Source organism: Sphingobium sp. YBL2 (assembly GCF_000943805.1).
Taxonomy (GTDB): domain Bacteria; phylum Pseudomonadota; class Alphaproteobacteria; order Sphingomonadales; family Sphingomonadaceae; genus Sphingobium; species Sphingobium fuliginis.
On sequence record NZ_CP010954.1, the window covers coordinates 4,713,305 to 4,734,626 of the forward strand.

General features: G+C 65.8%; 22 protein-coding genes. 13 read left to right on the forward strand and 9 right to left on the reverse strand.

Features of this window, described 5'->3' with window-relative positions; genetic code table 11:
• Window positions 1-132 precede the first annotated feature (132 nt).
• From TZ53_RS21895 to TZ53_RS21935, 9 genes are all read left to right on the forward strand, one after another.
• Window positions 133-840, forward strand: coding sequence for a response regulator transcription factor (locus TZ53_RS21895; RefSeq protein WP_044662702.1), 708 nt, complete (start codon window positions 133-135; stop codon window positions 838-840).
• Complete coding sequence (locus TZ53_RS21900; protein WP_044662703.1) at window positions 806-2,401, forward strand: stimulus-sensing domain-containing protein; 1,596 nt, start codon at window positions 806-808, stop codon at window positions 2,399-2,401. Before TZ53_RS21895 ends, TZ53_RS21900 begins: the two co-directional genes overlap by 35 nt.
• A gap of 228 nt (window positions 2,402-2,629) precedes the next feature.
• Entirely contained in the window at window positions 2,630-3,079 is a 450-nt protein-coding gene (locus TZ53_RS21905) for an HPr kinase/phosphorylase (protein ID WP_025547576.1), read from the forward strand.
• Entirely contained in the window at window positions 3,076-4,008 is a 933-nt protein-coding gene (gene rapZ / locus TZ53_RS21910; protein ID WP_044662704.1) for an RNase adapter RapZ, read from the forward strand. The genes TZ53_RS21905 and rapZ overlap by 4 nt, the downstream gene beginning before the upstream one ends.
• A 32-nt stretch (window positions 4,009-4,040) precedes the next feature.
• Window positions 4,041-4,445 (forward strand): PTS sugar transporter subunit IIA, encoded by a 405-nt coding sequence (locus tag TZ53_RS21915; protein WP_025547579.1) that lies wholly within the window; start codon window positions 4,041-4,043, stop codon window positions 4,443-4,445.
• Complete coding sequence (locus TZ53_RS21920; protein ID WP_025547580.1) at window positions 4,442-4,714, forward strand: HPr family phosphocarrier protein; 273 nt, start codon at window positions 4,442-4,444, stop codon at window positions 4,712-4,714. The genes TZ53_RS21915 and TZ53_RS21920 overlap by 4 nt, the downstream gene beginning before the upstream one ends.
• A gap of 117 nt (window positions 4,715-4,831) precedes the next feature.
• Window positions 4,832-5,827 carry a sensor domain-containing diguanylate cyclase gene (locus TZ53_RS21925; protein ID WP_044662705.1) on the forward strand — a complete coding sequence of 332 codons (996 nt, stop codon included), beginning with the start codon at window positions 4,832-4,834 and terminating at the stop codon, window positions 5,825-5,827.
• Between the two features lie 134 nt (window positions 5,828-5,961).
• A complete protein-coding gene (locus TZ53_RS21930; protein ID WP_044662706.1) occupies window positions 5,962-6,762 on the forward strand; it encodes a TrmH family RNA methyltransferase in 801 nt (266 codons plus the stop codon).
• A 44-nt stretch (window positions 6,763-6,806) separates the two neighbouring features.
• On the forward strand, window positions 6,807-8,069 hold the full coding sequence (locus tag TZ53_RS21935) for an MFS transporter (RefSeq protein WP_130029832.1): 1,263 nt from the start codon (window positions 6,807-6,809) through the stop codon (window positions 8,067-8,069).
• On the opposite strand, the gene TZ53_RS21940 is transcribed toward TZ53_RS21935, so the two are convergent.
• From TZ53_RS21940 to TZ53_RS21980, 9 genes are all read right to left on the reverse strand, one after another.
• Window positions 8,053-8,577 carry a GNAT family N-acetyltransferase gene (locus TZ53_RS21940; RefSeq protein ID WP_044662708.1) on the reverse strand — a complete coding sequence of 175 codons (525 nt, stop codon included), beginning with the start codon at window positions 8,575-8,577 and terminating at the stop codon, window positions 8,053-8,055. The genes TZ53_RS21935 and TZ53_RS21940 overlap by 17 nt on opposite strands.
• Window positions 8,578-8,678: 101 nt before the next feature.
• Entirely contained in the window at window positions 8,679-11,270 is a 2,592-nt protein-coding gene (locus tag TZ53_RS21945) for a TonB-dependent receptor plug domain-containing protein (RefSeq protein WP_238320083.1), read from the reverse strand.
• 376 nt (window positions 11,271-11,646) lie between these two features.
• Complete coding sequence (gene rplS, locus TZ53_RS21950; RefSeq protein ID WP_025547586.1) at window positions 11,647-12,015, reverse strand: 50S ribosomal protein L19; 369 nt, start codon at window positions 12,013-12,015, stop codon at window positions 11,647-11,649.
• A gap of 11 nt (window positions 12,016-12,026) precedes the next feature.
• Window positions 12,027-12,758: a tRNA (guanosine(37)-N1)-methyltransferase TrmD gene (gene trmD, locus TZ53_RS21955; RefSeq protein ID WP_044662710.1), complete on the reverse strand. Its 732-nt coding sequence runs from the start codon at window positions 12,756-12,758 to the stop codon at window positions 12,027-12,029.
• A complete protein-coding gene (locus TZ53_RS21960) occupies window positions 12,755-13,027 on the reverse strand; it encodes a hypothetical protein (RefSeq protein WP_044662711.1) in 273 nt (90 codons plus the stop codon). Before TZ53_RS21960 ends, trmD begins: the two co-directional genes overlap by 4 nt.
• 133 nt (window positions 13,028-13,160) lie before the next feature.
• Window positions 13,161-13,640, reverse strand: coding sequence for a ribosome maturation factor RimM (gene rimM, locus TZ53_RS21965; protein ID WP_025547590.1), 480 nt, complete (start codon window positions 13,638-13,640; stop codon window positions 13,161-13,163).
• Between the two features lie 5 nt (window positions 13,641-13,645).
• On the reverse strand, window positions 13,646-14,098 hold the full coding sequence (gene rpsP / locus TZ53_RS21970) for a 30S ribosomal protein S16 (RefSeq protein ID WP_025547592.1): 453 nt from the start codon (window positions 14,096-14,098) through the stop codon (window positions 13,646-13,648).
• 79 nt (window positions 14,099-14,177) lie between these two features.
• A complete protein-coding gene (gene ffh / locus TZ53_RS21975) occupies window positions 14,178-15,629 on the reverse strand; it encodes a signal recognition particle protein (RefSeq protein WP_044662712.1) in 1,452 nt (483 codons plus the stop codon).
• A 203-nt stretch (window positions 15,630-15,832) separates the two neighbouring features.
• Window positions 15,833-16,552, reverse strand: a complete 720-nt coding sequence (locus TZ53_RS21980; RefSeq protein ID WP_044662713.1) for a hypothetical protein — start codon at window positions 16,550-16,552, stop codon at window positions 15,833-15,835.
• A gap of 177 nt (window positions 16,553-16,729) precedes the next feature.
• On the opposite strand from TZ53_RS21980, the gene TZ53_RS21985 reads away from it, so the two are divergent.
• From TZ53_RS21985 to ftsY, 4 genes are all read left to right on the forward strand, one after another.
• Window positions 16,730-18,130 (forward strand): amino acid permease, encoded by a 1,401-nt coding sequence (locus TZ53_RS21985; protein WP_044662714.1) that lies wholly within the window; start codon window positions 16,730-16,732, stop codon window positions 18,128-18,130.
• Window positions 18,131-18,171: 41 nt separating this feature from the next.
• Entirely contained in the window at window positions 18,172-18,972 is an 801-nt protein-coding gene (dapF, locus tag TZ53_RS21990) for a diaminopimelate epimerase (RefSeq protein WP_044662715.1), read from the forward strand.
• Between the two features lies 1 nt (window position 18,973).
• Window positions 18,974-20,236, forward strand: a complete 1,263-nt coding sequence (gene mtaB / locus TZ53_RS21995) for a tRNA (N(6)-L-threonylcarbamoyladenosine(37)-C(2))-methylthiotransferase MtaB (RefSeq protein WP_044662716.1) — start codon at window positions 18,974-18,976, stop codon at window positions 20,234-20,236.
• A 120-nt stretch (window positions 20,237-20,356) separates the two neighbouring features.
• Complete coding sequence (ftsY, locus tag TZ53_RS22000; RefSeq protein ID WP_025547600.1) at window positions 20,357-21,289, forward strand: signal recognition particle-docking protein FtsY; 933 nt, start codon at window positions 20,357-20,359, stop codon at window positions 21,287-21,289.
• Window positions 21,290-21,322: the final 33 nt, after the last annotated feature.

A 21,322-nucleotide genomic window follows, 5' to 3' on the forward strand; every position in this document is an offset into this window, starting at 1 on the left:
CGCATCCCCGGCATTTATCCCGAATTCCCATGGCTACACCGCATAACCCGCCCGCCCGGCCTTCCTTGCAGGGGAAGCCGCCTTCGTCTAACGCAGGGGCATTCCCATTGCCGACGATTTTCGGGGCGCAGCATGACCGCAACCATCGCTCTGGTGGACGATGACAAGAATATCCTGACCTCCGTCTCCATCGCGTTGCAGACGGAAGGGTTCCTGACGCGCCTCTATTCGGACCCGGAGGCGGCGCTGAAGGCGCTGATAGAAAATCCCGCAGACCTGGCCGTGTTCGACATCAAGATGCCGCGCATGGACGGGCTGGAACTGCTGCGGCGGCTGCGGGAAAAGAGCCATATGCCGGTCATCTTCCTGACGTCCAAGGCCGACGAACTGGACGAGGCGCTGGGCCTCGCCATGGGCGCGGACGATTATATCAGCAAGCCTTTCTCCCAGCGGCTGCTGATCGCCCGCATTCGCGCGATCCTGCGCCGGGCGGAGGCGAGCAAGGTGGATGCCGCGCCCGACGAGCCGGTGGCCGAACCGATCGTGCGCGGCCGGCTGGAAATGGACCCTGCCCGCCACCGGGTCAAATGGATGGGCCGGGACGTGACGCTGACCGTGACCGAATTCCTGATCCTGGAAACGCTCGCCGCGCGCCCCGGCGTGGTCAAGAACCGCAACCAGCTGATGGATGCCGCCTATCAGGACGACGTCTATGTCGACGACCGCACCATCGACAGCCACATCAAGCGCCTTCGCCGCAAGTTCCGCGAAGTCGACCCCGAATTCAACGCAATCGACACCCTCTATGGCGCCGGCTATCGTTTCTCCGAAGAAGCATGACGCGGGCGCAAGGTGGAGCTGGTCCGGCCGGATCAGCCTGACCCCGCGCATCCTGGCGGTCAATGTGTTCGCGCTGGCGCTGCTGGCGGGCGGCTTCTTCTATCTGGACAGCTACCGCACGCGCATCGTCGACGACCGGCTGGAGCAGTCGGCGCGCGAATTGAAGCTGCTGGCCATTGGCCTTGAAAATGCGCCGGCTGACCGGCAGGACGCGCTGATCGCCGCCTATGCGCGGCAGACCGGCGACCGCGTGCGCCGCTATGACGCGCAGGGACGGCTGATCGCCGACAGCTTCGCCATGAACGCGCCGCGCTATCGCCTGCGCCTGCCCGCCGAGGAGGAATGGCAGCGCCATGTCGCCCGCTTCCTCGACAAGGTGATAGACCGCATCGTGTCCGCCGACCGCCCGCCCAATTTCGAGGAGCCGGCAGTCGACCGGGCACAGGCATGGCCCGAAATGGTGGTGGCGCGCAAAAGCGGCCGCACCCAGGCGGTGAACCGCTATGCCCCCGACCGCACCTTCATGATCTCCGCGGCGGTCAATGTGAAGGACGGCACCGGCCTGCTGGCGACGGAAAATGCCCGCGACATCACGCGCACCGTCCGCGCGGAGCGTTTCCGCCTGGGCATGGTGCTGGCGGCGGCGGTGCTGGCTTCCGTCCTGCTCTCCCTGTTCCTGGCCCGGACCATCGTGCAGCCGCTGCAACGCCTCGCCCGCGCGGCGGTGCGCGTGCGGCTGGGGCGGGCGCGCGAAGTCACGGTGCCACGCCTGCCCGACCGGCGGGACGAGATCGGCATGCTGGCCCGCGCCCTGTCCGACATGAGCCATGCGCTGCGCCAGCGGATCGACGCGACCGACGCCTTCGCCGCCGATGTCAGCCATGAGCTGAAGAACCCCATCGCCTCCCTGCGTTCAGCCCTGGACGCGCTGGATCGGGTGGACAAGCCGGAACTGCGCGCCCAGCTGATGGCGATCGCGCAGGACGATGTGCGCCGGCTCGACCGGCTGGTGACGGACATTGCCGAAGCCTCGCGCATCGACGCGCAGCTTTCCCGCACCCGGTTCGAGCCGATCGATCTCGGCCTGTTGATCGAGAAGATGGTGGTCGCCCGCGAAGCCCGCGGCGTGCCCCGCGGCGTGCGCCTCGCCTTCGCCCGGCCACGCAGGAATGTCGCGGTTGCGCTGGGCGAGGAGCAGCGGATCATCCGCGTGCTCGACAACCTCATCGACAATGCGATCTCCTTCTCCCCCGATGACGGGCTGGTCCAGATCGTCGCCACCGTGGCGGACAATGAAGTGCTGGTCAGCGTGGAGGATGAGGGTCCGGGCGTCCCGCAATCCGAACGCGAACATGTCTTCCGCCGGTTCCACAGCGTCCGCCCGGAAAATGAGGCGTTCGGCAAGCATTCGGGCCTTGGCCTCGCCATCGCCCGCTCCATCGTGGAGGGGCATCAGGGCAAGATCAGCATCGCGGACCGCCAGGACGCGCAAAGCGGCGCCTGCTTCATCGTGCGCCTGCCCATGGCGGTCGAACGCGATCCGGGCATCGTTTCGGAATAAGCCGGAACGGGGGAGGCGCAGATACTCCCCCTCCCATGGGCGGGAGGAGGCCGGGATTTTAAGCTGCCGCCCTCCAGGCCCGCTGCGCCGCGCCGACCGTCTGCGGGGAATGGCCTGAATTTGCCCCTCCCCCACACCCCCACTGCACCATAATGAGAAACGCCCCGGTTAATTCGATTTCCACCAGCGCCAACAGGAGCTAATATGACGTCAAAGCGATAAGGCGATATGGCGTCGACACATTCTTCCGAAACCCTGCATGCGACCAGCGTGGCGATTGACGGCCGGGCCGTGCTGCTCTGCGGCCCCAGCGGCATGGGCAAGTCCGACCTGGCGCTGCGCCTGATCGATCGCGGCGCCGTGCTGGTGAGCGACGACTATACCCGCCTGCTGGAGATCGAAGGGCGCCTGTTCGCCCGCGCGCCCGACCGGATCGTCGGCATGATGGAGGTGCGCGGCCTGGGGCTGGTCGACATGCCCCATGCGGACAACGCCCCGGTCGCGCTGGCGGTCGACCTCAGCGACGACGTGGAGCGAATGCCGCCGGAAACCGCGCAACGGTCCATCGCCGGGGTCGCAATCCCCGTGGTCCGGCTCGCCCCGTTCGAAGCATCCGCCCCGATCAAGGTGGAACTCGCCGTCCGGACCCTGGGCCTCGGGAGCATGGACCCGTTGTGAGCCTGGAAACGCCGAAGACCATCCTGCTCGTGTCCGGCCTGTCAGGCGCGGGCAAGACGACCGCGCTCAAGACGCTGGAGGATATGGGCTGGGAAGTGGTCGACAACCTGCCGCTGGTGCTGCTCGACCGCCTGCTCGACACCCCCCTGCCGGAGGGGCATGAGGAAGGGACGGACCGTCCTCTGGCGCTGGGCATCGACGCGCGCACCCGCGGCTTCGACGCCGCCGCCATCGTCCAGCGGATCAAGGCCCTGCGCGCTCGCCACGGCCATGATGTGGAAACGCTGTTCCTCGACTGCTCCGGCGAGGAGCTGGAGCGTCGTTTCGCGGAAACCCGCCGCCGCCATCCGCTGGCCACCGACCGCCCCGCCCGCCATGGCATCGCCCGCGAACGGGAACTGACCGAACCGCTGCGCCGCTGGGCCAATCAGGTGATCGACACCAGCAGCCTCACCAGCAACGGCCTGCAACAGGAAATCCGCAACCGCTTCTCGCGCGAGGGGCTGTCGGACCCGGTGCTGACCATTATGTCCTTCGGCTATTCGCGCGGCGTGCCGCTCAACGCCGATCTGGTGTTCGACATGCGCTTCCTGCGCAATCCCCATTGGGAGGAGGCGCTGCGGCCGAAGACCGGGCTCGACCCCGCTGTCGCCGCCTATATCATGGAAGATCCCGCCTATGATGAGGCGGTCGGGCGCATCGAACACTTGCTGGCCCTGCTGCTGCCCCGCTATGCGGAGGGCGGAAAAAGCTACATTACCGTGGCCTTTGGCTGTACGGGCGGCCGCCATCGGTCGGTCCATGTGGCCGAACGCGTCGCCAGATACTTGCAAGATGCGGGCTTTTCGCCCACGGTCTCGCACCGCAATATGGAATCAGCGCCCCAGGACGCCCTGGAGAAGCGCAGACCGGGAGGCCCGAAAGCGTAATCCATGAAGAACAGGTGGGCCACGTAAGCAAGATGATTGGACTGGTACTCGTCACCCATGGGGCGCTGGCGACGGAATTCGTCGTCGCGATGGAGCATGTGGTCGGTCCGCAGCAGCAGATCGAGACCATCTGCATCGGGCCTGAGGACGATATGGAGATGCGCCGCGCCGACATCGCCAATGCGGTGGCGCGCGTCAACGACGGGTCCGGGGTGATCCTGCTGACCGACCTGTTCGGCGGCACCCCCTCCAACCTCGCCATCTCCCTGCTGAAGGCGGGCGAGATAGAGGTGATCGCGGGCATCAACCTGCCCATGCTGATCCGCCTGGAAAGCGCGCGCAAGGTCATGGACGTGCGCCAGGCCGTCGCCGCCGCGCGGGAAGCGGGTCAGAAATATATCAGCGTTGCATCGGAACTGTTGGGCAGCACCACATGAGCGAAATCAGCCAGGAAGTCAGGATCAGCAACCGCCGGGGCCTCCACGCCCGCGCCAGCGCGAAATTCGTGACCCTGGCCAGCGGCCTTCCCGCGCAGATCACCGTGCGCAAGGACGGCAGCGAAGTCACCGGAACCTCCATCATGGGCCTGATGATGCTGGGCGCGGCGATGGGGGACAGCATCGTCATCAGCGCCACCGGTCCCGAGGCAGCCGATTCGCTGGGCAAGCTGGTGACGCTGGTCGAGGATAAATTTGGCGAGGAATAAGGCCGGTCGAGCCTGCTAAGCCTTTGTCAAACATCGGCAAGCGACTATCACAGGATAATATCGAACGGGAATCGCGGGGCGCAGGAAGGGCGCGCCGCCGGTTGAGGATAGTTGGCAATGCTCGATCCAAAGCTGATGGACGAACCGGCGCGTCTCGCCGCGCTGAACCGGTACGAAGTTCTGGATACGCCAAGGGAATCCTCCTTCGACCGCATCACCGATCTGGTCCGCAGCATCCTGGGCGTGCCGATTTCGGCCGTCTCGCTGGTCGATACCGATCGGCAGTGGTTCAAGTCGCTGGCCGGCCTCGACGAAAGCGAAACCGCCCGCGACATCGCCTTTTGCGACCACACCATCCGCCAGCGGGCGCCGATGGTCATTACCGACGCCAAGGAGGATGCCCGCTTCCGCGACAATCCGCTGGTGACGGGCGATCCCAACATCCGCAGCTATGCCGGCATCCCGCTGGAAACGCCGGACGGCTATAATATCGGTTCGCTCTGCGCGATCGACACCGTGCCGCGCGAATTCGACCCGGCGCAGATCGCCATCCTCAAGAACCTCGCCGCGCTGGTGGTTGAGCAGCTCGAACTGCGCCGCATCGCGGAGCGCGATCATCTGACCGGCGCGCTCAGCCGCCGGGCCTTTCTCACCGAAATGAACCGCGCCATCGCCCTGTTCGAACGGCATGAGCGGCCCTCCAGCCTGCTGCTGTTCGACATCGACCATTTCAAGCATATCAACGACACCTACGGTCATCCCGCTGGCGACCAGGTGATCCGCGGCATCGCCCGGCTCTGCGCCGGCCTGCAACGCCCCAGCGATTCGCTCGGGCGGCTGGGCGGCGAGGAATTCGGCATATTGCTGCCCGAAACGGCGGAGGACGATGCCGCAAGGGCGGCGCAGCGCTTCTGCGACGCGATCGCCGCTGCGGAAATGCCCGGCACGCCGCCGCTGCGCGCCACCGTCAGCTTCGGCGTGGCGGAACTGCGCGGCGACTGGCCGACAGGCGAAAGCTGGCTGGCGGTCGCGGACATGGCGCTCTACGAAGCCAAGCGCTCCGGCCGCAACCGCGTCGCCGTCGCCCGGCACGGCGCCTCCCAGGCGACCTGAGATAGGGGATCCGGTTTAACGCCTGCCGGCAGCAAGGCCAAATCCCCACCCTGCCAAGCCCCCTACCCTTTTCCCCTCTCCCCCTATAGAGAGGCCGTTTCGGCGGACCTGCAAAAAGGGCAAGAGACAGCATCGTGGCGCGAGAAATCACCGGATTTTCCAACCCGCTGGTGAAGCGCGTCCGTTCCCTGCGGGAGAAGAAGTTCCGCAAGGCGGAGGGACTCTTCCTGGCCGAAGGGCTGCGCATCCTGACCGAAGCGCGCGAGGAAGGCGTGCTGCCCGAAATGCTGTTCCACGCCGGTTCCACCCACCCCCTCGCCGCCGATCTGATCGCGGCGATGGAGGCGGCGGGCGGCGACGTGATAGAGACGACGCCCGACATCCTCTCCAAGATCAGCGGCAAGGATAATCCGCAGGCGGTGGTCGGCGTCTATCGCGACCGCTTGACCCCGCTGGCGAAGCTCGACCGGAGCAGGGCCGACATCTGGATCGTCGCCCAGTCGCTGCGCGATCCCGGCAATCTGGGCACGATCCTGCGCACTGGCGATGCGGTCGGCGCGGGCGGTCTGATCCTGATCGACGATTGCGTCGACCCCTTCTCCGTCGAATCCGTGCGGGCCAGCATGGGCGCCCTTTTCACCCAAAGCATCACCCAGGCGCGCTGGGGCGAGTTCATGCACTGGCTGCGCCAGGGGCCGGGCGAGCTGATCGGCACCAGCCTGAAGGCCACGCACGACTATCAGGAACCTCGCTACCAGAGCCCCAGCTTCCTGCTGGTCGGCAACGAGGCGCAGGGCCTGCCCGAAAGCTATGAAGCCGAATGCGACCTGCTGGTGAAGATGCCGATGCTGGGCAAGGCCGACAGCCTGAACGCGGCGGTCGCCTGCGCGGTGATGGCCTATGAATTGCTGAACCAGAAGCGGGCGGGGAAATGACGACGATGGGGGGCGTGCAAGCGGTGGAAGCAGGGGCCAGGGAAATGGGCGGCATGGGCGCGATGCTGCGCCACAAGCGGGTGCTGGCGGCCAGCCTGATCGGCACGGCCGTCGAATTCTACGACTTCTATATCTACGCGACCGCCGCCAGCCTGGTCTTCGGGCCGCTCTTCTTCCCCGCCTCCTCCCCCTCGGCACAATTGCTCGCCGCCTATGGCAGCCTCGCCCTCGCCTTCTTCGCCCGGCCCCTGGGCGCGGCGGTGTTCGGCCATTATGGCGACCGCATCGGGCGGAAGGCGACGCTGGTGACGTCGCTGATGCTGATGGGCGGATCGACGCTGGCGATCGGATTCCTGCCGACCTATCAGAGCATCGGCTGGTGGGCGCCGCTGATCCTCTGCCTCCTGCGCTTCGGACAGGGTTTCGGCCTTGGCGGCGAATGGGGCGGCGCGGCCTTGCTGGCGGTGGAGAATGCGCCTCCGGGATGGCGGGCGCGCTTCGGCATGTTCCCGCAATTGGGCGCGCCGGTGGGCTTCCTCGCCGCCAACGGGCTGTTCCTGTTGCTGGGCATGTTCCTCACTGACAAGGATTTCTTCGCCTGGGGCTGGCGCCTGCCCTTCCTGGGCAGCGCGGTGCTGGTGATCCTGGGCCTGTGGATTCGTCTGAAGCTCACCGAAACCCCCGAATTCGCCGCCGCTCGGGCCGAAGCACCGCCGCCCGCCGTGCCGCTCGCCACGCTGTTCAAGAGCCATTTGGGCGCGGCCGTCGCGGGCACCTTCGCCTGCGCCGCCTGTTTCGCCGTCTATTATATCGCGACCGCCTTCGCCCTCGGCTATGGCACCACCACGCTCAGGATCGACCGCGAAACCTTCCTCGCCATCCAATTGGGCGCGATCCTGTTCATGGCGTTCAGCATCATCGTCGCCGGCTGGTGGTCGGACAGGAGCAGCCCGACCCGCGTGCTGGTCGCCGGCTGCGTCGGCACGGTGGCGATGGGCGTGATCTTCGGTCCCGCCATGGGCACCGGGCAATTGCTGCCGATCTTCCTGATCCTCAGCCTCGCCCTGTTCCTGATGGGCTTCGTCTATGGGCCGCTCGGCGCCTATCTGCCGCATCTCTTCCCGGTGCAGCTTCGCTATACCGGCGCGTCCTTCGCCTTCAACCTGGGCGGCATCATCGGCGGCGCGCTGGCGCCCATCGTCGCGACCTGGCTGATCCAGGTCCAGGGCGTCGAGCTGGTCGGCCTCTATATGTCGGCAGCGGCAGCGCTCAGCCTGATCGGCCTCTGGTTCACGAGTCGCCAATAGGCTTGCGCATCAGGATCAGCGGCACGCCGCTATCCTCGAACGCCCGCACGTCGACGAAGCCGAAGCTGCGGTAAAGCGGCACGCCCGCCATGGTGGCGGACAGTTCCAGCGCCGCGAAGCCCTCCGCCCGCGCCGCCGCCTCGCAGAGGGAGAGGATCAGCGTGCCCACGCCCTTCCGCACATGATCGGGATGGGTGTACATGGCCCGCACCCTGGCGGCCTCCGTCGCCGGATCGAGCAGCCGGTCGTCCCGCCCCGCGCTATGGTCGCCGCCATAGGCCGTGGCGCGCCGACTCCAGCCGCCGCAACCGGCAATCTCCCCCCGATCCTCGATCACGAAATAGGTGCCGTCGCTGATCAACCGGCTGTCCAGCCCCATGAAGCCATGGCTGGCCTTCACCTGTTCCGGTGTCAGGAAACCGGATTGCAGACGGTCGATGGCCAGGGTCATCAGTTCCAGCAGCGCCGGTTCGTCGGCCGGGGTGGCGATACGGTGGAAAAGCGGCATGGACTGGCACCGATAAAAGGCAGAAGGGCGGCGACGGCTCGTGCCGTTCGCCGCCCTTCCCGTTGCAAGACAGGCAGGCCGGAAGGCCTGTCCGCCTTTTTTCAAAAGGTGACGTTCACCCGCGCATAATAATAGCCGCCATTGATGCCGAAGGGCGAGATGGTCGGATATTTGCTGGTCGAATAGCCGCGTTCGCCATTGGCGAGTTCCGCGTTGCGGATGAACTCCTTGGACCGCTGGGTCGGATATTTGTTGAACAGATTGTTCGCACCGATGGAAAGCTTGATCGGCTTGGCGATCTGGTAGCCAAGTTCGAGGTCGGTGATGAACGCCTCCTTGACCGGCACCTTGATGAGGTCGCCGGCATCCGGGCCGCTGCGCGCGGTTTCCAGCGTATAAACCTGCGAATAATAGCTTTCGCGCAGGTTGGCGGAGAATTTGCCCCAGGTCCAGAAGGCGTTGAACGTGCCCCGGAAGCGCGGCGTGCTGTGCTCCAGCTCCACTTCGCTCGACGCGTCGATAAGGCGCGTCAGCTCGGGATTGACGGTGCTGGAATAGAGCGCGGAAGGAAGCGGATTGATGCCCAGGACCTTGTTGGCGTTGTAATTGCCGGTGAAGGTCAGGTCGAGCTTGCCCATTTCGCCAAGGTCGGTGACATAGCTCGCCACCAGGTCGACACCCCGGGTCCGCATCTTCACGCCGTTGACGAAGCTCTGCACCGACACTCCGCCCTCGGTGTTGCGGTCGACGCCATTGTCCGCGAACAGCACATAGGCCGGGATCGCGTCCGCCGTCCTCCAGTCCGTCACCGTGCTGCTGCCGCCCAGCGCCGCGTTCACCGCGCTCAGCACCGCCAACTGGTTGTAGATGGCATATTGGTCCGCATCGAAGGGCAGGCAGGCCGCCGCATTGCCGCCCGCATAACCCGCCGGGCAGCGATTGCCGGTAAAGCCGGAGAAGGCCGTGGAGGTCATGATGCGGTTGCGGATCGTGATCTGATAGGCGTCCAGCGTGATCGTGAAGTTGCGCGCCGGGTTGATGACCGTACCCAGGCTGAAGTTGGTCGACTTTTCAGGCTTGAGGCCGCCAAAGCCCAGCGACGCCGCGGCGGACGATGCGGGCGGAAGCACGCCGCCGATGAAGCCCGGTCCGACGTTCAGGCCGGAATAGCCTCCTTCGGCCAGGGTCGGCGCGCGGAAGCCGGTGCTGACCGTGCCGCGCAACGCAAAGGCGTCGGAGAAGTCATAGCGGCTGGTCAGCTTGAAGACGGTCGTGTCGCCGAAATCGCTATAATGTTCGTGGCGGACCGCGCCGTCCACCAGCCAGTTTTCCAGCGGCTTGAGGCTGATGTCCAGATATTGCGAGAAATTGTCCCGCTTGTACTTGCCCGCGTCATTGGGGCTGTAGCCGAAGAAGGACTGCGCACCGCCGCCATAATAGGAGGCCGGATCGCCGGCCCGGATGCCATAGGTCTCATGCCGGAATTCCAGGCCCGCCGCGATGTTGACCGGTTCCGAAAGCCCAATGTCCACGGCATGCGTCAGGTCGAGCGTGTTGCTCCACTGGGTGTTGAAGAAGTCGCCATTGTGGAAGGTTTCGGGCGTGAAGCCGGTATCGGCGTAGAGCTGGGCATTGGCCGAATGATAGACATAGACCTTGACCAGATCCTTGCCATAGGTGGACGCCAGGTCGAACGTCGTGTCCCCCAATGTGCCGCGGAAACCGCCGGTCACCGAATAATCGGTCTCGTCGATGCGCTCCTGCGGCTGGAAGCCGCCGGCATAATAGGGCACGCCGCCAGCGCTGACGACGGTCGTCGGCGGGCGCGTATTCTCATAGGCGGCGGCCTTCTTATGGCCGTAGCTGCCGAAGCTGTAGATTTCATAGTCGCCGAATTCATAGCCGGCATTGTAGTTCACGACCGTCTGGTCGATGTGCGGGTCGCCTATGATCCGGTTCGTATAGGGATAGCCGGGCAGGTTCCTGATTTCGGGATAGGTGTTGGACAGGTTGATCGATTGCGGGTTGATGTCGCCCCGGAAGCTGAAGCCCTTGTGCTTCTTCTGCGCCGATATGTTCAGATAAGCGCCGTCGAAGGGCGCCAGGCCGATATTGCCGCCGATCGCATAGGTCTTGCCGCCCTGGTCGTAATATTCGCCGCCGGTCGCATTGATCGAGCCGCCATGGTCGGCCTTCTTCTGGAGGAAGTTGATGACGCCCGCGATCGCGTCCGTGCCATATTGCGCCGCCGCGCCGTCCTGCAGCACTTCCACGCGCTCGATCGATTCGGGCAGGATGAAGCTGACGTCCGGAGCGGCACTGCCGCCATAGGGGCCACCGGCGACCGAGACGTTGGCGGTGCCGTGACGCCGCTTGCCGTTGACCAGGACCAGCGTGTGGTTGGGGCTGAGGCCGCGCAGCTTCATCTGCAGGTTATGCGCCTGAAGGTCGCTGCCGAAGGATTGCGCCTGGACGGAGGGAAGCTGCTGCGCCAGGCTCTGCATCAGGTCCGGGGAGCCCGTGCGCTGCAACGTGTCCGCGCCCAGGAGCTGGATCGGCGCCGGGCTGTCGGCCACCTTCATCCCGGTCAGGCGGGTGCCGGTGACGATGATCGCCGCGCCATCCGTGGCGGAGGCCGCTTGCGGATCGGTCTGTGCGTAAACTGTTGCTGAAGAAGACAGCGCAATAATCATGGCTGCGCGAGAAACGAAACTCTTTTGGTTCATGAACCAGCCCCCTTGCTTCGTTATGAAGAGAGCCTCTCCCGACAGATATTTTCTTGTTCTTACCTGAACAGTTCGTTCAAATCCTTTGAGCTACGATGATCCTGCTCCAGAGCCGCAGGCTTGGATCTTCGAAATATTGAGCAATCTCTGGAAACGGAACGCTGACACAAAACCGCCATCAAAGAAAAACGAATTTCTGCTGCGGCGCAAAATCATGGCTGACGGGGAAAGGGGAAATCCCCGCAATTCCGGATCAAATCATTGATGCATAAAGAAAAAGGCGGCACCCCCATGGGATGCCGCCTGTCTCTTTTTTACAACTGTCAAGACAGTATGAAAGCGATCAATCCTCGCTGCGCACTTCACGGCGCTCGGCAATGCGAGCGCGCTTGCCGGTGCGGCCGCGCAGATAATAGAGCTTCGCGCGACGCACCACGCCCTTGCGGACGACAGTGATCGAATCGATGTTCGGCGAATAGAGCGGGAAGACGCGCTCCACGCCCTCACCGAAGCTGATCTTGCGCACGGTGAAGTTGCTGCCCATGCCCTTGTTCGAGCGGGCGATGCAGACGCCTTCGTAATTCTGGACGCGGCTGCGGTCGCCTTCGACGACCTTCACGCCGACGCGCAGCGTGTCGCCGGGGCGGAATTCCGGAATATCCTTGGCGAGGGCCGCGATGTTCTCGGCCTCGATCTGCTGGATCAGGTTCATGACTTCAAGTCCTACTTTTCGCGTTGCGCACCAGAGGGCGGCTGGTCCCGAACGCCGATATGACGTTCCCAAAGGTCCGGCCGCCTTAGCCGTGTGTCATCCTCCGCCCTTTGTTTCCGCCAGGCGGCGATCTTCGCATGATCCCCCGATCGCAACACTTCGGGGATCATACGCCCTTCCCATATAACGGGCCGGGTGTAGTGGGGATATTCGAGAAGGCCGCTTTCGAAGCTCTCTTCATCCCCACTGGAAGCGGCGCCCATTACCCCAGGAAGCAGGCGGATGCAAGCATCCAGCAGCATCAGGGCGCCCATTTCTCCGCCGGAAAGGATGATGTCGCCCATGCTGATCTGCTCGACGGGCCGGGCGTCGAAAATCCGCTCGTCAAATCCCTCGAACCGGCCGCAGAGGATGGTGGCTCCGGGACCGGCGGCAAGCTGGCGGATGCGCCCCTGGGTGATCGGCGCGCCGCGCGGCGTCATGGCGATGACGGGCAGGTCGGGGCGCTTTTCCAGCGCATGATCGATGGCAAGGCCAAGTATGTCGGCCCGCAACACCATGCCCGCCCCGCCGCCCGCGGGCGTATCGTCCACGGTGCGATGCCTGTCCGTGGCGAAGTCGCGAATGTGGATGGGATCGCAGCCCCATTTCCCCTCCGCCAGCGCCCGCCCGGCCAGCGACACGCCCAGCGGCCCAGGAAACATCTCCGGGTAGAGCGTCAATATCTGCGCCTGAAAGCTCATGCCTTGCGCGCCTTGAACCAGGCGCCCGTCATGCCGCCCAGCAGCGACACCCCGCCGCCCAGCATCAGCGCGATGCCGATGGCGCACAGCAGGTCCGCGAAGGGCCGGTCCGGCTGCACCAGCGCGGGCAGCAGGAACAGCATCGGAATGGGAACGACCATCGCCACGCCCGCGGCGATCTTGAGCGCCCGCGACCAGGACATGGTGAAGAGACGCCAGCCGGCGGCGACCATCAGGAGCAGATAGAGAGCGGCAAGGATTTTCGGCATGGTTCGCGCCCTCTTAATGCCTCCGATTGATCTACAAGCTGCTCCTGCGAAGGCGGGAGCCTGGTTCCACCGTCCGATCTGGGCTCCTGTCTTCGCGGGAGCACGGCGGTTCAATTGCCCTGGCGAACGAAGCTCAAGCCGCAAACGCGGCCTCTATGACCGCCCGCTCATCCGCAATGGTCACCGCATGCATCGGCGCCATGAAACGCTTGCCGTTGGGCCGCTCCACCTCGATGATGTCGCCGGCGCCGAAATTCTCGACCGCCACGACATGGCCCAGCCCTTCGCCATCGCTGGAGAAGCAGGGCAGATCGATCAGGTCGGCATGATAATATTCGCCCTCCCCCAAGGGGGGCAAAGCCGAACGGGGAACGGTCAGTTCCGTGCCGCGCAGCGCCTCCGCCGCGGAGCGATCGCCGACTTCGGCAAAGCGGGCGACCGCGCCGTTCGGGCCGGGGCGCACCGACTTCAACGTCAGCCTGCGCCCCGCCGCATCGAAGCCGTCATAGGATTTCAGGGCCTCAGCCCCCTCCCCGAACAGCTTCAGACGGACCTCGCCCGTCACTCCATGCGCGCCGATGATGACGGCAAGCGTGACGGGCTTGTCGGTCAAAGGGCTCAGCCTTCAGCCGATTCTTCAGCCGGAGCGGCTTCTTCCGCCGGTGCTTCGGCGGCCGGAGCGGCAGCGGCCTCGGCGGCGGCCGCCTTGGCGGCTTCGGCGGCTTCAGCGGCTTCCGCAGCCTTGGCGGCGCGGTCTTCGGCGCGATCCTTGGCCTTCTGACCCGGCTCGGCCTTCTTCGGGTTGTTGCGGGCGGCGCGTTCCTTCACGCCGGCAGCATCCAGGAAGCGGGCCACGCGGTCGGTCGGCTGCGCGCCGGCGGCAACCCAGTGCTTCGCGCGCTCGACGTTCAGAACGACGCGCTTCTCGTCGCCCTTGGGCAGGACGGGGTTGTAGCTGCCGATGCGCTCGATGAACTTGCCGTCACGCGGGGCGCGGCTGTCCGCCACGACGATGCGGTAATAGGGACGCTTCTTCGAACCGCCGCGCGAAAGACGAATGGACGTTGCCATGAAACCTGACCTTACCTTTCTGTACCAAATTACGTGTTTTTCAATTCGTCATCCCAGCTTGCGCCAATGACGAGCAGCTTCACTTCTTCATGAAATTCTGAAAGCCGGGCGGCAGGTTCGGCATATTGCCCCCCAGTCCCGGCAAACCCTGCGGAGGCGCGCCGCCACCGCCCAGCATCCCATCCAGCCCACCACCGGTGAACATCTTGGCCAGCCCTTTCAGGCCGCCCATCTTGCGGATCTTCTTCATCGCCGTTTCCATCTCCTGATGCATTTTCAGGAGCCTGTTGACTTCCTGCACGGTCGTGCCGGAACCCTTGGCGATACGGATCTTGCGCTTGGCGTTGATCAGGGCGGGCTTCTCCCGCTCCTTGGGGGTCATCGACCCGATCATCGCGTCGAGATGGATCAGCGTCTTGTCGTTGGCGCCGCTCTGAGCCATCGCCGCCTGCGCCTTCTTGAGGCCCGGCAGCATGCCCGCCAGCGCGCCAAGACCGCCCATGCGGCGCATCTGGTTGAGCTGGGCGCGCAGGTCGTTCATGTCGAACTGACCCTTGGCCATCTTCTTGGCAAGCTTGTCGGCTTCCTCGGCGTCGATGGTCTCGGCCGCCTTCTCGACCAGCGAGACGACGTCGCCCATGCCCAATATGCGCTGCGCCACGCGGGCCGGATGGAACGGCTCGATCGCGTCCAGCTTTTCGCCGGTACCCGCGAACTTGATCGGACGGCCGGTAACGGCGCGCATCGAGAGCGCCGCGCCGCCGCGCGCATCGCCGTCCATCCGGGTCAGCACCACGCCGGTCAGCGGCACCTGCGCGGTGAAGCTGGTCGCGACATTCACCGCGTCCTGACCGGTCAACGAGTCGACCACCAGCAGGATTTCCGCCGGGCTTGAGACTTCGGCCACCGCCTTCATCTCGTCCATCAGCGCCTGGTCGACATGCAGCCGGCCTGCGGTGTCGAGCATCACCACGTCGAAACCCTGGAGCTTCGCCGCCTGCAACGCCCGCCTGGCGATGTCGACCGGCTGCTGCCCCGGCACGATGGGCAGGGTCGCCACGTCGGTCTGCGTGCCCAGCACCGCCAACTGCTCCTGCGCGGCGGGTCGCTGGACGTCGAGCGACGCCATCAGCACCTTCTTGCGCTCTTTTTCCTTCAGGCGCTTGGCGATCTTCGCGGTGGAGGTGGTCTTGCCCGAACCCTGCAGGCCGACCATCATGATGACGGCGGGCGGGGTCACGTCGATCAGCAGGTCGGACGATTCCGAACCCAGCGTCTCGGTCAGCGTGTCCGAGACGATCTTGACGACCATCTGCCCCGGCGTGACCGATCGCAGCACATCGCTGCCGACCGCGCGCTCGGTCGCCTGATCGACGAACTGGCGCACCACCGGAAGCGCGACGTCGGCCTCCAGCAGCGCGATTCGCACCTCGCGCATCGCGGCGCGGACATCGTCCTCCGTCAGCGCACCGCGCCCACGCAGCTTGTCGAATACCCCACCCAGACGATCGCTTAGCGAATCGAACATCATCACCTCAATTTGGGCCGAAAGGCCCGGAAAACCTTGCTTACCCCGTCAAACGACAAAATCGCCGGCGGGCGAAACCTCGCCGGCCAGCGTCCATCCGGTACTCCTCTTGAGTGCCATGGATCTGTCAGGGTATCGGACGGCAAACCATCCGACTGCTGGCGCGCCCTTAGCGCAAGGGCGCGCCCGACGCAACCGAAAGCGGCTCAGCCGGCCAGGGCGGAAGCCAGCCAGAGGACAGGCCGCGTCGCCGCCAGGACCGGCACGGCCAGTCCCTCCGCCAGAATCGCCGCAGCGCCCACGGCATAGGCGGGATGCACCCCGCCCCGCGTGGCGAGGTCATGGACCATGCCGGCCGCGACGAACAGCATCTGCCCGCTCATCACCGCCAGCCCGCCCCAGGGGCCAAGCAGCGGCATCGGCAGGATGCGTCCGAAGGCAGGCCCGATGATCGCCACCATGGCGCACAGCATCAGCCGCCGATGCCATTCGGTCCGTCGGCGCATCCGGATGGCGCCCGTCAGCAGGGCGGCGAAGACCAGCAGTTCCAGCAGGCTCAGCGCCAGGAAGATCGGCGGCGTGAAGAAGGGCGGCACCCGGTCCAGCACGACCGCCATGCTCATGGTCAGGATGCCCAGCGGCACCATCGCCGTGGCCAGGCCTACGGCCACCCATCCCATGCGCCGATGCAGCGCCATCGACCCGCGATGGGCAAAGGCGTTCTGCATGACGAACAGCAATGTCCAGCCGACGAACACCGCGCCGTGGACATGCACCCAATAGGGCACGCGCGCCACATCCACCATTCCGCGCAGCGCGTAGGAGCCGAAGCCCCCGATCACCGTCGCCGCGATGGCGACCGACATTCCCAGGTAAAAGCCATTTTCCCGCACGGACGCGGGAACGGTCGACGCAGCAGCATCCATGGGACGCCTTCCCCCTTTTCAAGAAGATTTAAGCCGTCGCGACCTTTGTTTGCGTCCCTGTAACAGAATATCAGGGGAGTCGCGAGAGGTGGCCCGGCGCTGCCTTACATTTGTAAAACCCCTTGCCAGCAGCTTCGGCAGCGGCAAGGTGCGCCGTGCAGAGAGGGGAATCAGGACATGGGTTGGACGCGCCGCAAGCCGATGGAGGCGATGATGCCCTCGCATGAGGGGCAAAGGCTGGCGCGCACCTTGTCCTGGCCGCACCTGCTGGCGCTGGGCGTGGGGGCCATCGTCGGCACCGGCATATTGACGCTGATCGGCGTCGGCGCGGACCGGGCGGGTCCAGCCGTGCTGCTGTCCTTCGCCATTGCCGGCGCGATCTGCGCCTGCGCGGCGCTGGCCTATGCCGAACTCTCCACCATGATGCCGGCCGCCGGCAGCGCGTACAGCTACAGCTATGTCGTGCTGGGCGAAGGCATTGCGTGGATCGTCGGATGGAGCCTGATCCTCGAATATTCGCTGGTCGTGTCGACCGTGGCGGTGGGCTGGTCCGGCTATGCCGCACCCCTGCTGACATCGGCGGGCTTCCCGGACCTGTTGACCAGGGGGCCGGAACTTGGCGGCCTGGTCAATGCGCCCGCCATCTTCATCATCGCCGTGGTCGCCGGCCTGTTGATGCTCGGCACGCATGAAAGCGCGCGGCTGAACTCGTTGCTGGTGGTGATCAAGATCGCGACGCTCAGCCTGTTCGTCGCCATCGCCCTGCCCGCCTTCGACGCCCAGAACCTTCAGCCTTTCATGCCCTTCGGCTTCGCCAAGTCGATGGCGCCGGACGGCGTCGAGCGCGGCGTCATGGCCGCGGCGGCGATCATCTTCTTCGCCTTCTACGGCTTCGACGCCATCTCCACCGCGGCGGAGGAGGCGAAGAACCCGGACCGCGACCTTGCCATCGGCATCGTCGGATCGCTGGTCGCCTGCACGCTGATCTATGTGCTCGTGGCGGCGGCGGCGGTCGGGGCGATGCCCTTCACCCGCTTTGCCGGCAGTCCCGAACCGCTGGCGCTGATCCTGCGTGAAATGGGCCAGGGACAGGTGGCGCGAATCGTCGCCATCGCGGCGGTCATCGCCCTTCCCACGGTGCTGCTGGGCTTCCTCTACGGCCAGAGCCGCATCTTCCTCGTCATGGCCCGCGACGGCTTCCTGCCGCAAAGGCTGGCGCTGATCTCCCGGCGCGGGACGCCCGCCCGGATCACCGCCGTCACCGCCCTGCTGGTCGCGATCATCGCCGGCCTGCTGCCCATCGACGAGATCGCAGCGCTGGCCAATGCGGGAACGCTGATCGCCTTCACCGCCGTGGGCGCATGCCTGCTGATCCTGCGCCGGCGCATGCCCGACATGAGGCGCCCCTTCCGCACCCCGGCCGGATGGCTGGTCGGGCTCGGCGCCATCGGCGGCTGCGCCTATCTGTTCATCAGCCTGCCGGCGAAGACCATCCTCGCCTGCCTCCTCTGGAACGCCATCGGTCTGGCCGTCTATTTCCTCTATGGCCGCAGGCGCGCCGCACTGAACGCGGGATAGGCTGGTCTTTTGCCGGCACAGGCCTTACATGCGCGCCCATCATGGGCCGTTTTTCGAAGATGCATGGACTGGGCAACGACTTTGTCGTGATCGACGCGCGGGAAACCGCGCTCGACATGACGGAGGCTCGCGCGCAGGCCATTGCCGACCGTCACGCCGGCATCGGCTGCGACCAGTTGATCCTGATCGGCAATAGCGACCGCGCCGACGTGTCGATGCGCATCTTCAACAGCGACGGCAGCGAGGTGGAGGCCTGCGGCAACGCCACCCGCTGCGTCCCCCTGTTCGTCGGCCGGGACGTGCTGATCGAGACGAAGGCCGGCCTGCTGGACGCAAGGGCCGTCGATGGCGGCGCGAGCGTCGACATGGGCGAACCGCGCCTCGAATGGGACGCGATCCCCCTCGCCTACGCCATGGACACGCTGGCCATGCCGGTAAGCTGGGAGGATCTGCCTGCCCCGGTCGCGGTCAATGTCGGCAATCCGCATGTGATCTTCTTCATGGACCGTCTGGACGGTGTGAACTTCGACCGTCTTGGGCCGTTGATCGAGCATGATCCGCTCTTCCCCGCCCGCGTGAACGTGAATTTCGCGCAGATGGTGGGCGACAATCATATCCGCCTGGTCGTCTGGGAACGCGGCGCCGGCCTGACCCGCGCCTGCGGAACCGGCGCCTGCGCGACGGCGGTGGCGGCGGTGCGGCGCAAGCTGGCGAGCGGGCCGACCACCGTGAGCCTGCCGGGGGGCGACCTTGTGATCGATTGGGCGCCGGGCGGGCACATATTGATGACCGGCCCTGCCACCCATGTCTTCGACGGCGAGGCTGACTGGGCGCGATTCTGACATGGGCGGGCCGCAGATCATCACGCTTGGCTGCCGCCTCAACATCGCGGAGAGCGAGGCGATTCGAGAGATTATCGGCCGCGAGATGCCGAACGCGCAGGATGATCTGGTCGTCGTCAACAGCTGCGCCGTGACGGCAGAGGCCGTGCGCCAGAGCCGGCAGGCCATCCGCCGCGCCCGCCGCGACCGCCCCGGTGCGCGGATCATGGTGACGGGCTGCGCCGCGCAGACGGAGCCGGAAACCTTCGCCGCCATGGCCGAAGTCGACGCGGTGATCGGCAATCGGGAAAAGATGCACCGGACATCCTATCTCCCGAACGGAGGAAGTGACCCGGTCAGGGTCTCCGACATCATGTCGGTCCGCGACACCGCTCCCCATATGGCCAGCGCCTTTGCAGAACATGCCCGCGCCTTTCTGGAGGTCCAGAATGGCTGCGACCATCGCTGCACCTTCTGCATCATCCCCTATGGCCGGGGCAACAGCCGCTCCGTCCCGGCCGGCGCCGTCATCGACAAGGCCAGGGAACTGGTCGGTGCGGGTTACAGGGAAATCGTCCTCACCGGCGTGGACGTCACCAGCTACGGCCCGGACCTGCCGGGCGCGCCGTCGCTCGGCCTGCTGATCGAACGCATGCTGAAGGGGGTGCCCGACCTCCCCCGCCTGCGCCTTTCCTCGCTCGACAGCGTGGAGATCGACGAGCGGCTGTTCGACATCCTCGCCCATGAGCCGCGCATGATGCCGCATCTGCACCTGTCGCTCCAGGCGGGCGACGACATGATCCTGAAGCGCATGAAGCGCCGCCACAGCCGCGCCGACGCCGTGCGCATCGTGGAACGCCTCAGGGCCGCCCGTCCGGAGATCAGCATCGGCGCCGACATCATCGCCGGCTTTCCGACCGAGGACGACGCCATGTTCGAAAACAGCCTCAGGCTGGTCGAGCAATGCGCCATCGTCCATGGCCATGTCTTCCCCTATTCACCGCGCGCAAATACCCCGGCCGCCCGCATGCCGCAGGTGGAGCGGGCCACCATCAAGGCCCGCGCCGCCCGGCTGCGCGCCGCCTGCGGGGCGCAACGGGAACGCTGGCTCCAGAGCCTCATCGGTTCCACCCAATCCGTGCTGGTCGAACGCAACGGGCTTTCCGGACATGCCGAAAATTTCGCCCCGGTGCGTTTCGCGACCCCGCAATCGCCCTCCTCCATCGTCCATGCGACCATCACGGCCCTTGAGAATGGCGCGCTGATCGCGCAAGAGGCAGCGTGAGAGACAATCATTTTTCCGTCATTCCCGCGCAGGCGGGAATCCATCTCCGGGCCGTTCCGCCTGGTGCACCCCATGGGAGATGGATCCCCGCCCGCGCGGGGATGATGCTGGTGGATAGACATGGCTGAAACATCCTGGCGCGATCGCCTCTTCGGCGGCCTCAAGCGCACCTCCGACAAGCTGGGCGAGAATCTCACCGGCCTCTTCTCCAAGGCCGCGCTCGACGAGCAGACACTGGACGAGATCGAGGAAGCGCTGATCGTCAGCGACCTCGGTCCCGCCATGGCCGCCCGCGTGCGCGACCGCCTGTCCGAAGGCCGCTACAACCGCGAACTGACCGAGGATTATCTGCGGGAGATCATCGCGGAGGAGATCGAGAAGGTTCTCGCCCCGGTCGCGCGCCCGCTGGAGATCGAGGCTTTTCCGCGCCCTCAGGTGATCCTGGTCATCGGCGTCAACGGTTCCGGCAAGACCACCACCATCGCCAAGCTCGCCAACCTCTTCCTCGAACAGGATTATGGCGTGATGCTGGCGGCGGGCGACACCTTCCGCGCTGCCGCCATCGGCCAGCTCAAGGTCTGGGCGGAACGGCTCGGCATCCCCATCGTCGCGGGCAAGGAGGGCGGCGACGCGGCGGGCATCGTCTTCGACGCGGTGAAGCAGGCGACCGCCACCGGCATCGACGTGCTGATCGTGGACACGGCCGGGCGCCTGCAGAACAAGACCGAACTGATGGACGAGCTGGCCAAGATCCGCCGCGTGCTCGGCCGGTTGAACCCGGCGGCGCCGCATGACGTTGTGCTGGTGCTGGATGCCACCACGGGACAGAATGCGTTGAGCCAGATCGAGGTCTTCAAGGAATTCGCGCAGGTGACGGGCCTCGTCATGACCAAGCTGGACGGCACGGCGCGCGGCGGCGTGCTGGTCGCCGCGGCGGAGAAATATCGCCTGCCGATCCATGCCATCGGCGTGGGCGAGAAGATCGAGGATTTGCGGCCGTTCGACCCGGGCGACATGGCGCGGGCGATCGCGGGAACCGCCTATGCGCGGTGATCGCTTCCCCTTCGTCATGCCGGCGCAGGCCGG

Excerpts from the sequence above, each read along its gene's own strand:
- TZ53_RS21895 (WP_044662702.1), top strand. The coding sequence starts at position 133 with ATGACCGCAACCATCGCTCTGGTGGACGATGACAAGAATATCCTGACC.
- TZ53_RS21900 (WP_044662703.1), top strand. The coding sequence starts at position 806 with ATGGCGCCGGCTATCGTTTCTCCGAAGAAGCATGACGCGGGCGCAAGG.
- TZ53_RS21905 (WP_025547576.1), top strand. The coding sequence starts at position 2,630 with ATGGCGTCGACACATTCTTCCGAAACCCTGCATGCGACCAGCGTGGCG.
- TZ53_RS21915 (WP_025547579.1), top strand. The coding sequence starts at position 4,041 with ATGATTGGACTGGTACTCGTCACCCATGGGGCGCTGGCGACGGAATTC.
- TZ53_RS21920 (WP_025547580.1), top strand. The coding sequence starts at position 4,442 with ATGAGCGAAATCAGCCAGGAAGTCAGGATCAGCAACCGCCGGGGCCTC.
- TZ53_RS21925 (WP_044662705.1), top strand. The coding sequence starts at position 4,832 with ATGCTCGATCCAAAGCTGATGGACGAACCGGCGCGTCTCGCCGCGCTG.
- TZ53_RS21935 (WP_130029832.1), top strand. The coding sequence starts at position 6,807 with ATGGGCGGCATGGGCGCGATGCTGCGCCACAAGCGGGTGCTGGCGGCC.
- TZ53_RS21940 (WP_044662708.1), bottom strand. The coding sequence starts at position 8,577 with ATGCCGCTTTTCCACCGTATCGCCACCCCGGCCGACGAACCGGCGCTG.
- TZ53_RS21945 (WP_238320083.1), bottom strand. The coding sequence starts at position 11,270 with ATGATTATTGCGCTGTCTTCTTCAGCAACAGTTTACGCACAGACCGAT.
- rplS (WP_025547586.1), bottom strand. The coding sequence starts at position 12,015 with ATGAACCTGATCCAGCAGATCGAGGCCGAGAACATCGCGGCCCTCGCC.
- trmD (WP_044662710.1), bottom strand. The coding sequence starts at position 12,758 with ATGAGCTTTCAGGCGCAGATATTGACGCTCTACCCGGAGATGTTTCCT.
- TZ53_RS21960 (WP_044662711.1), bottom strand. The coding sequence starts at position 13,027 with ATGCCGAAAATCCTTGCCGCTCTCTATCTGCTCCTGATGGTCGCCGCC.
- rpsP (WP_025547592.1), bottom strand. The coding sequence starts at position 14,098 with ATGGCAACGTCCATTCGTCTTTCGCGCGGCGGTTCGAAGAAGCGTCCC.
- ffh (WP_044662712.1), bottom strand. The coding sequence starts at position 15,629 with ATGATGTTCGATTCGCTAAGCGATCGTCTGGGTGGGGTATTCGACAAG.
- TZ53_RS21980 (WP_044662713.1), bottom strand. The coding sequence starts at position 16,552 with ATGGATGCTGCTGCGTCGACCGTTCCCGCGTCCGTGCGGGAAAATGGC.
- TZ53_RS21985 (WP_044662714.1), top strand. The coding sequence starts at position 16,730 with ATGGGTTGGACGCGCCGCAAGCCGATGGAGGCGATGATGCCCTCGCAT.
- dapF (WP_044662715.1), top strand. The coding sequence starts at position 18,172 with ATGGGCCGTTTTTCGAAGATGCATGGACTGGGCAACGACTTTGTCGTG.
- mtaB (WP_044662716.1), top strand. The coding sequence starts at position 18,974 with ATGGGCGGGCCGCAGATCATCACGCTTGGCTGCCGCCTCAACATCGCG.
- ftsY (WP_025547600.1), top strand. The coding sequence starts at position 20,357 with ATGGCTGAAACATCCTGGCGCGATCGCCTCTTCGGCGGCCTCAAGCGC.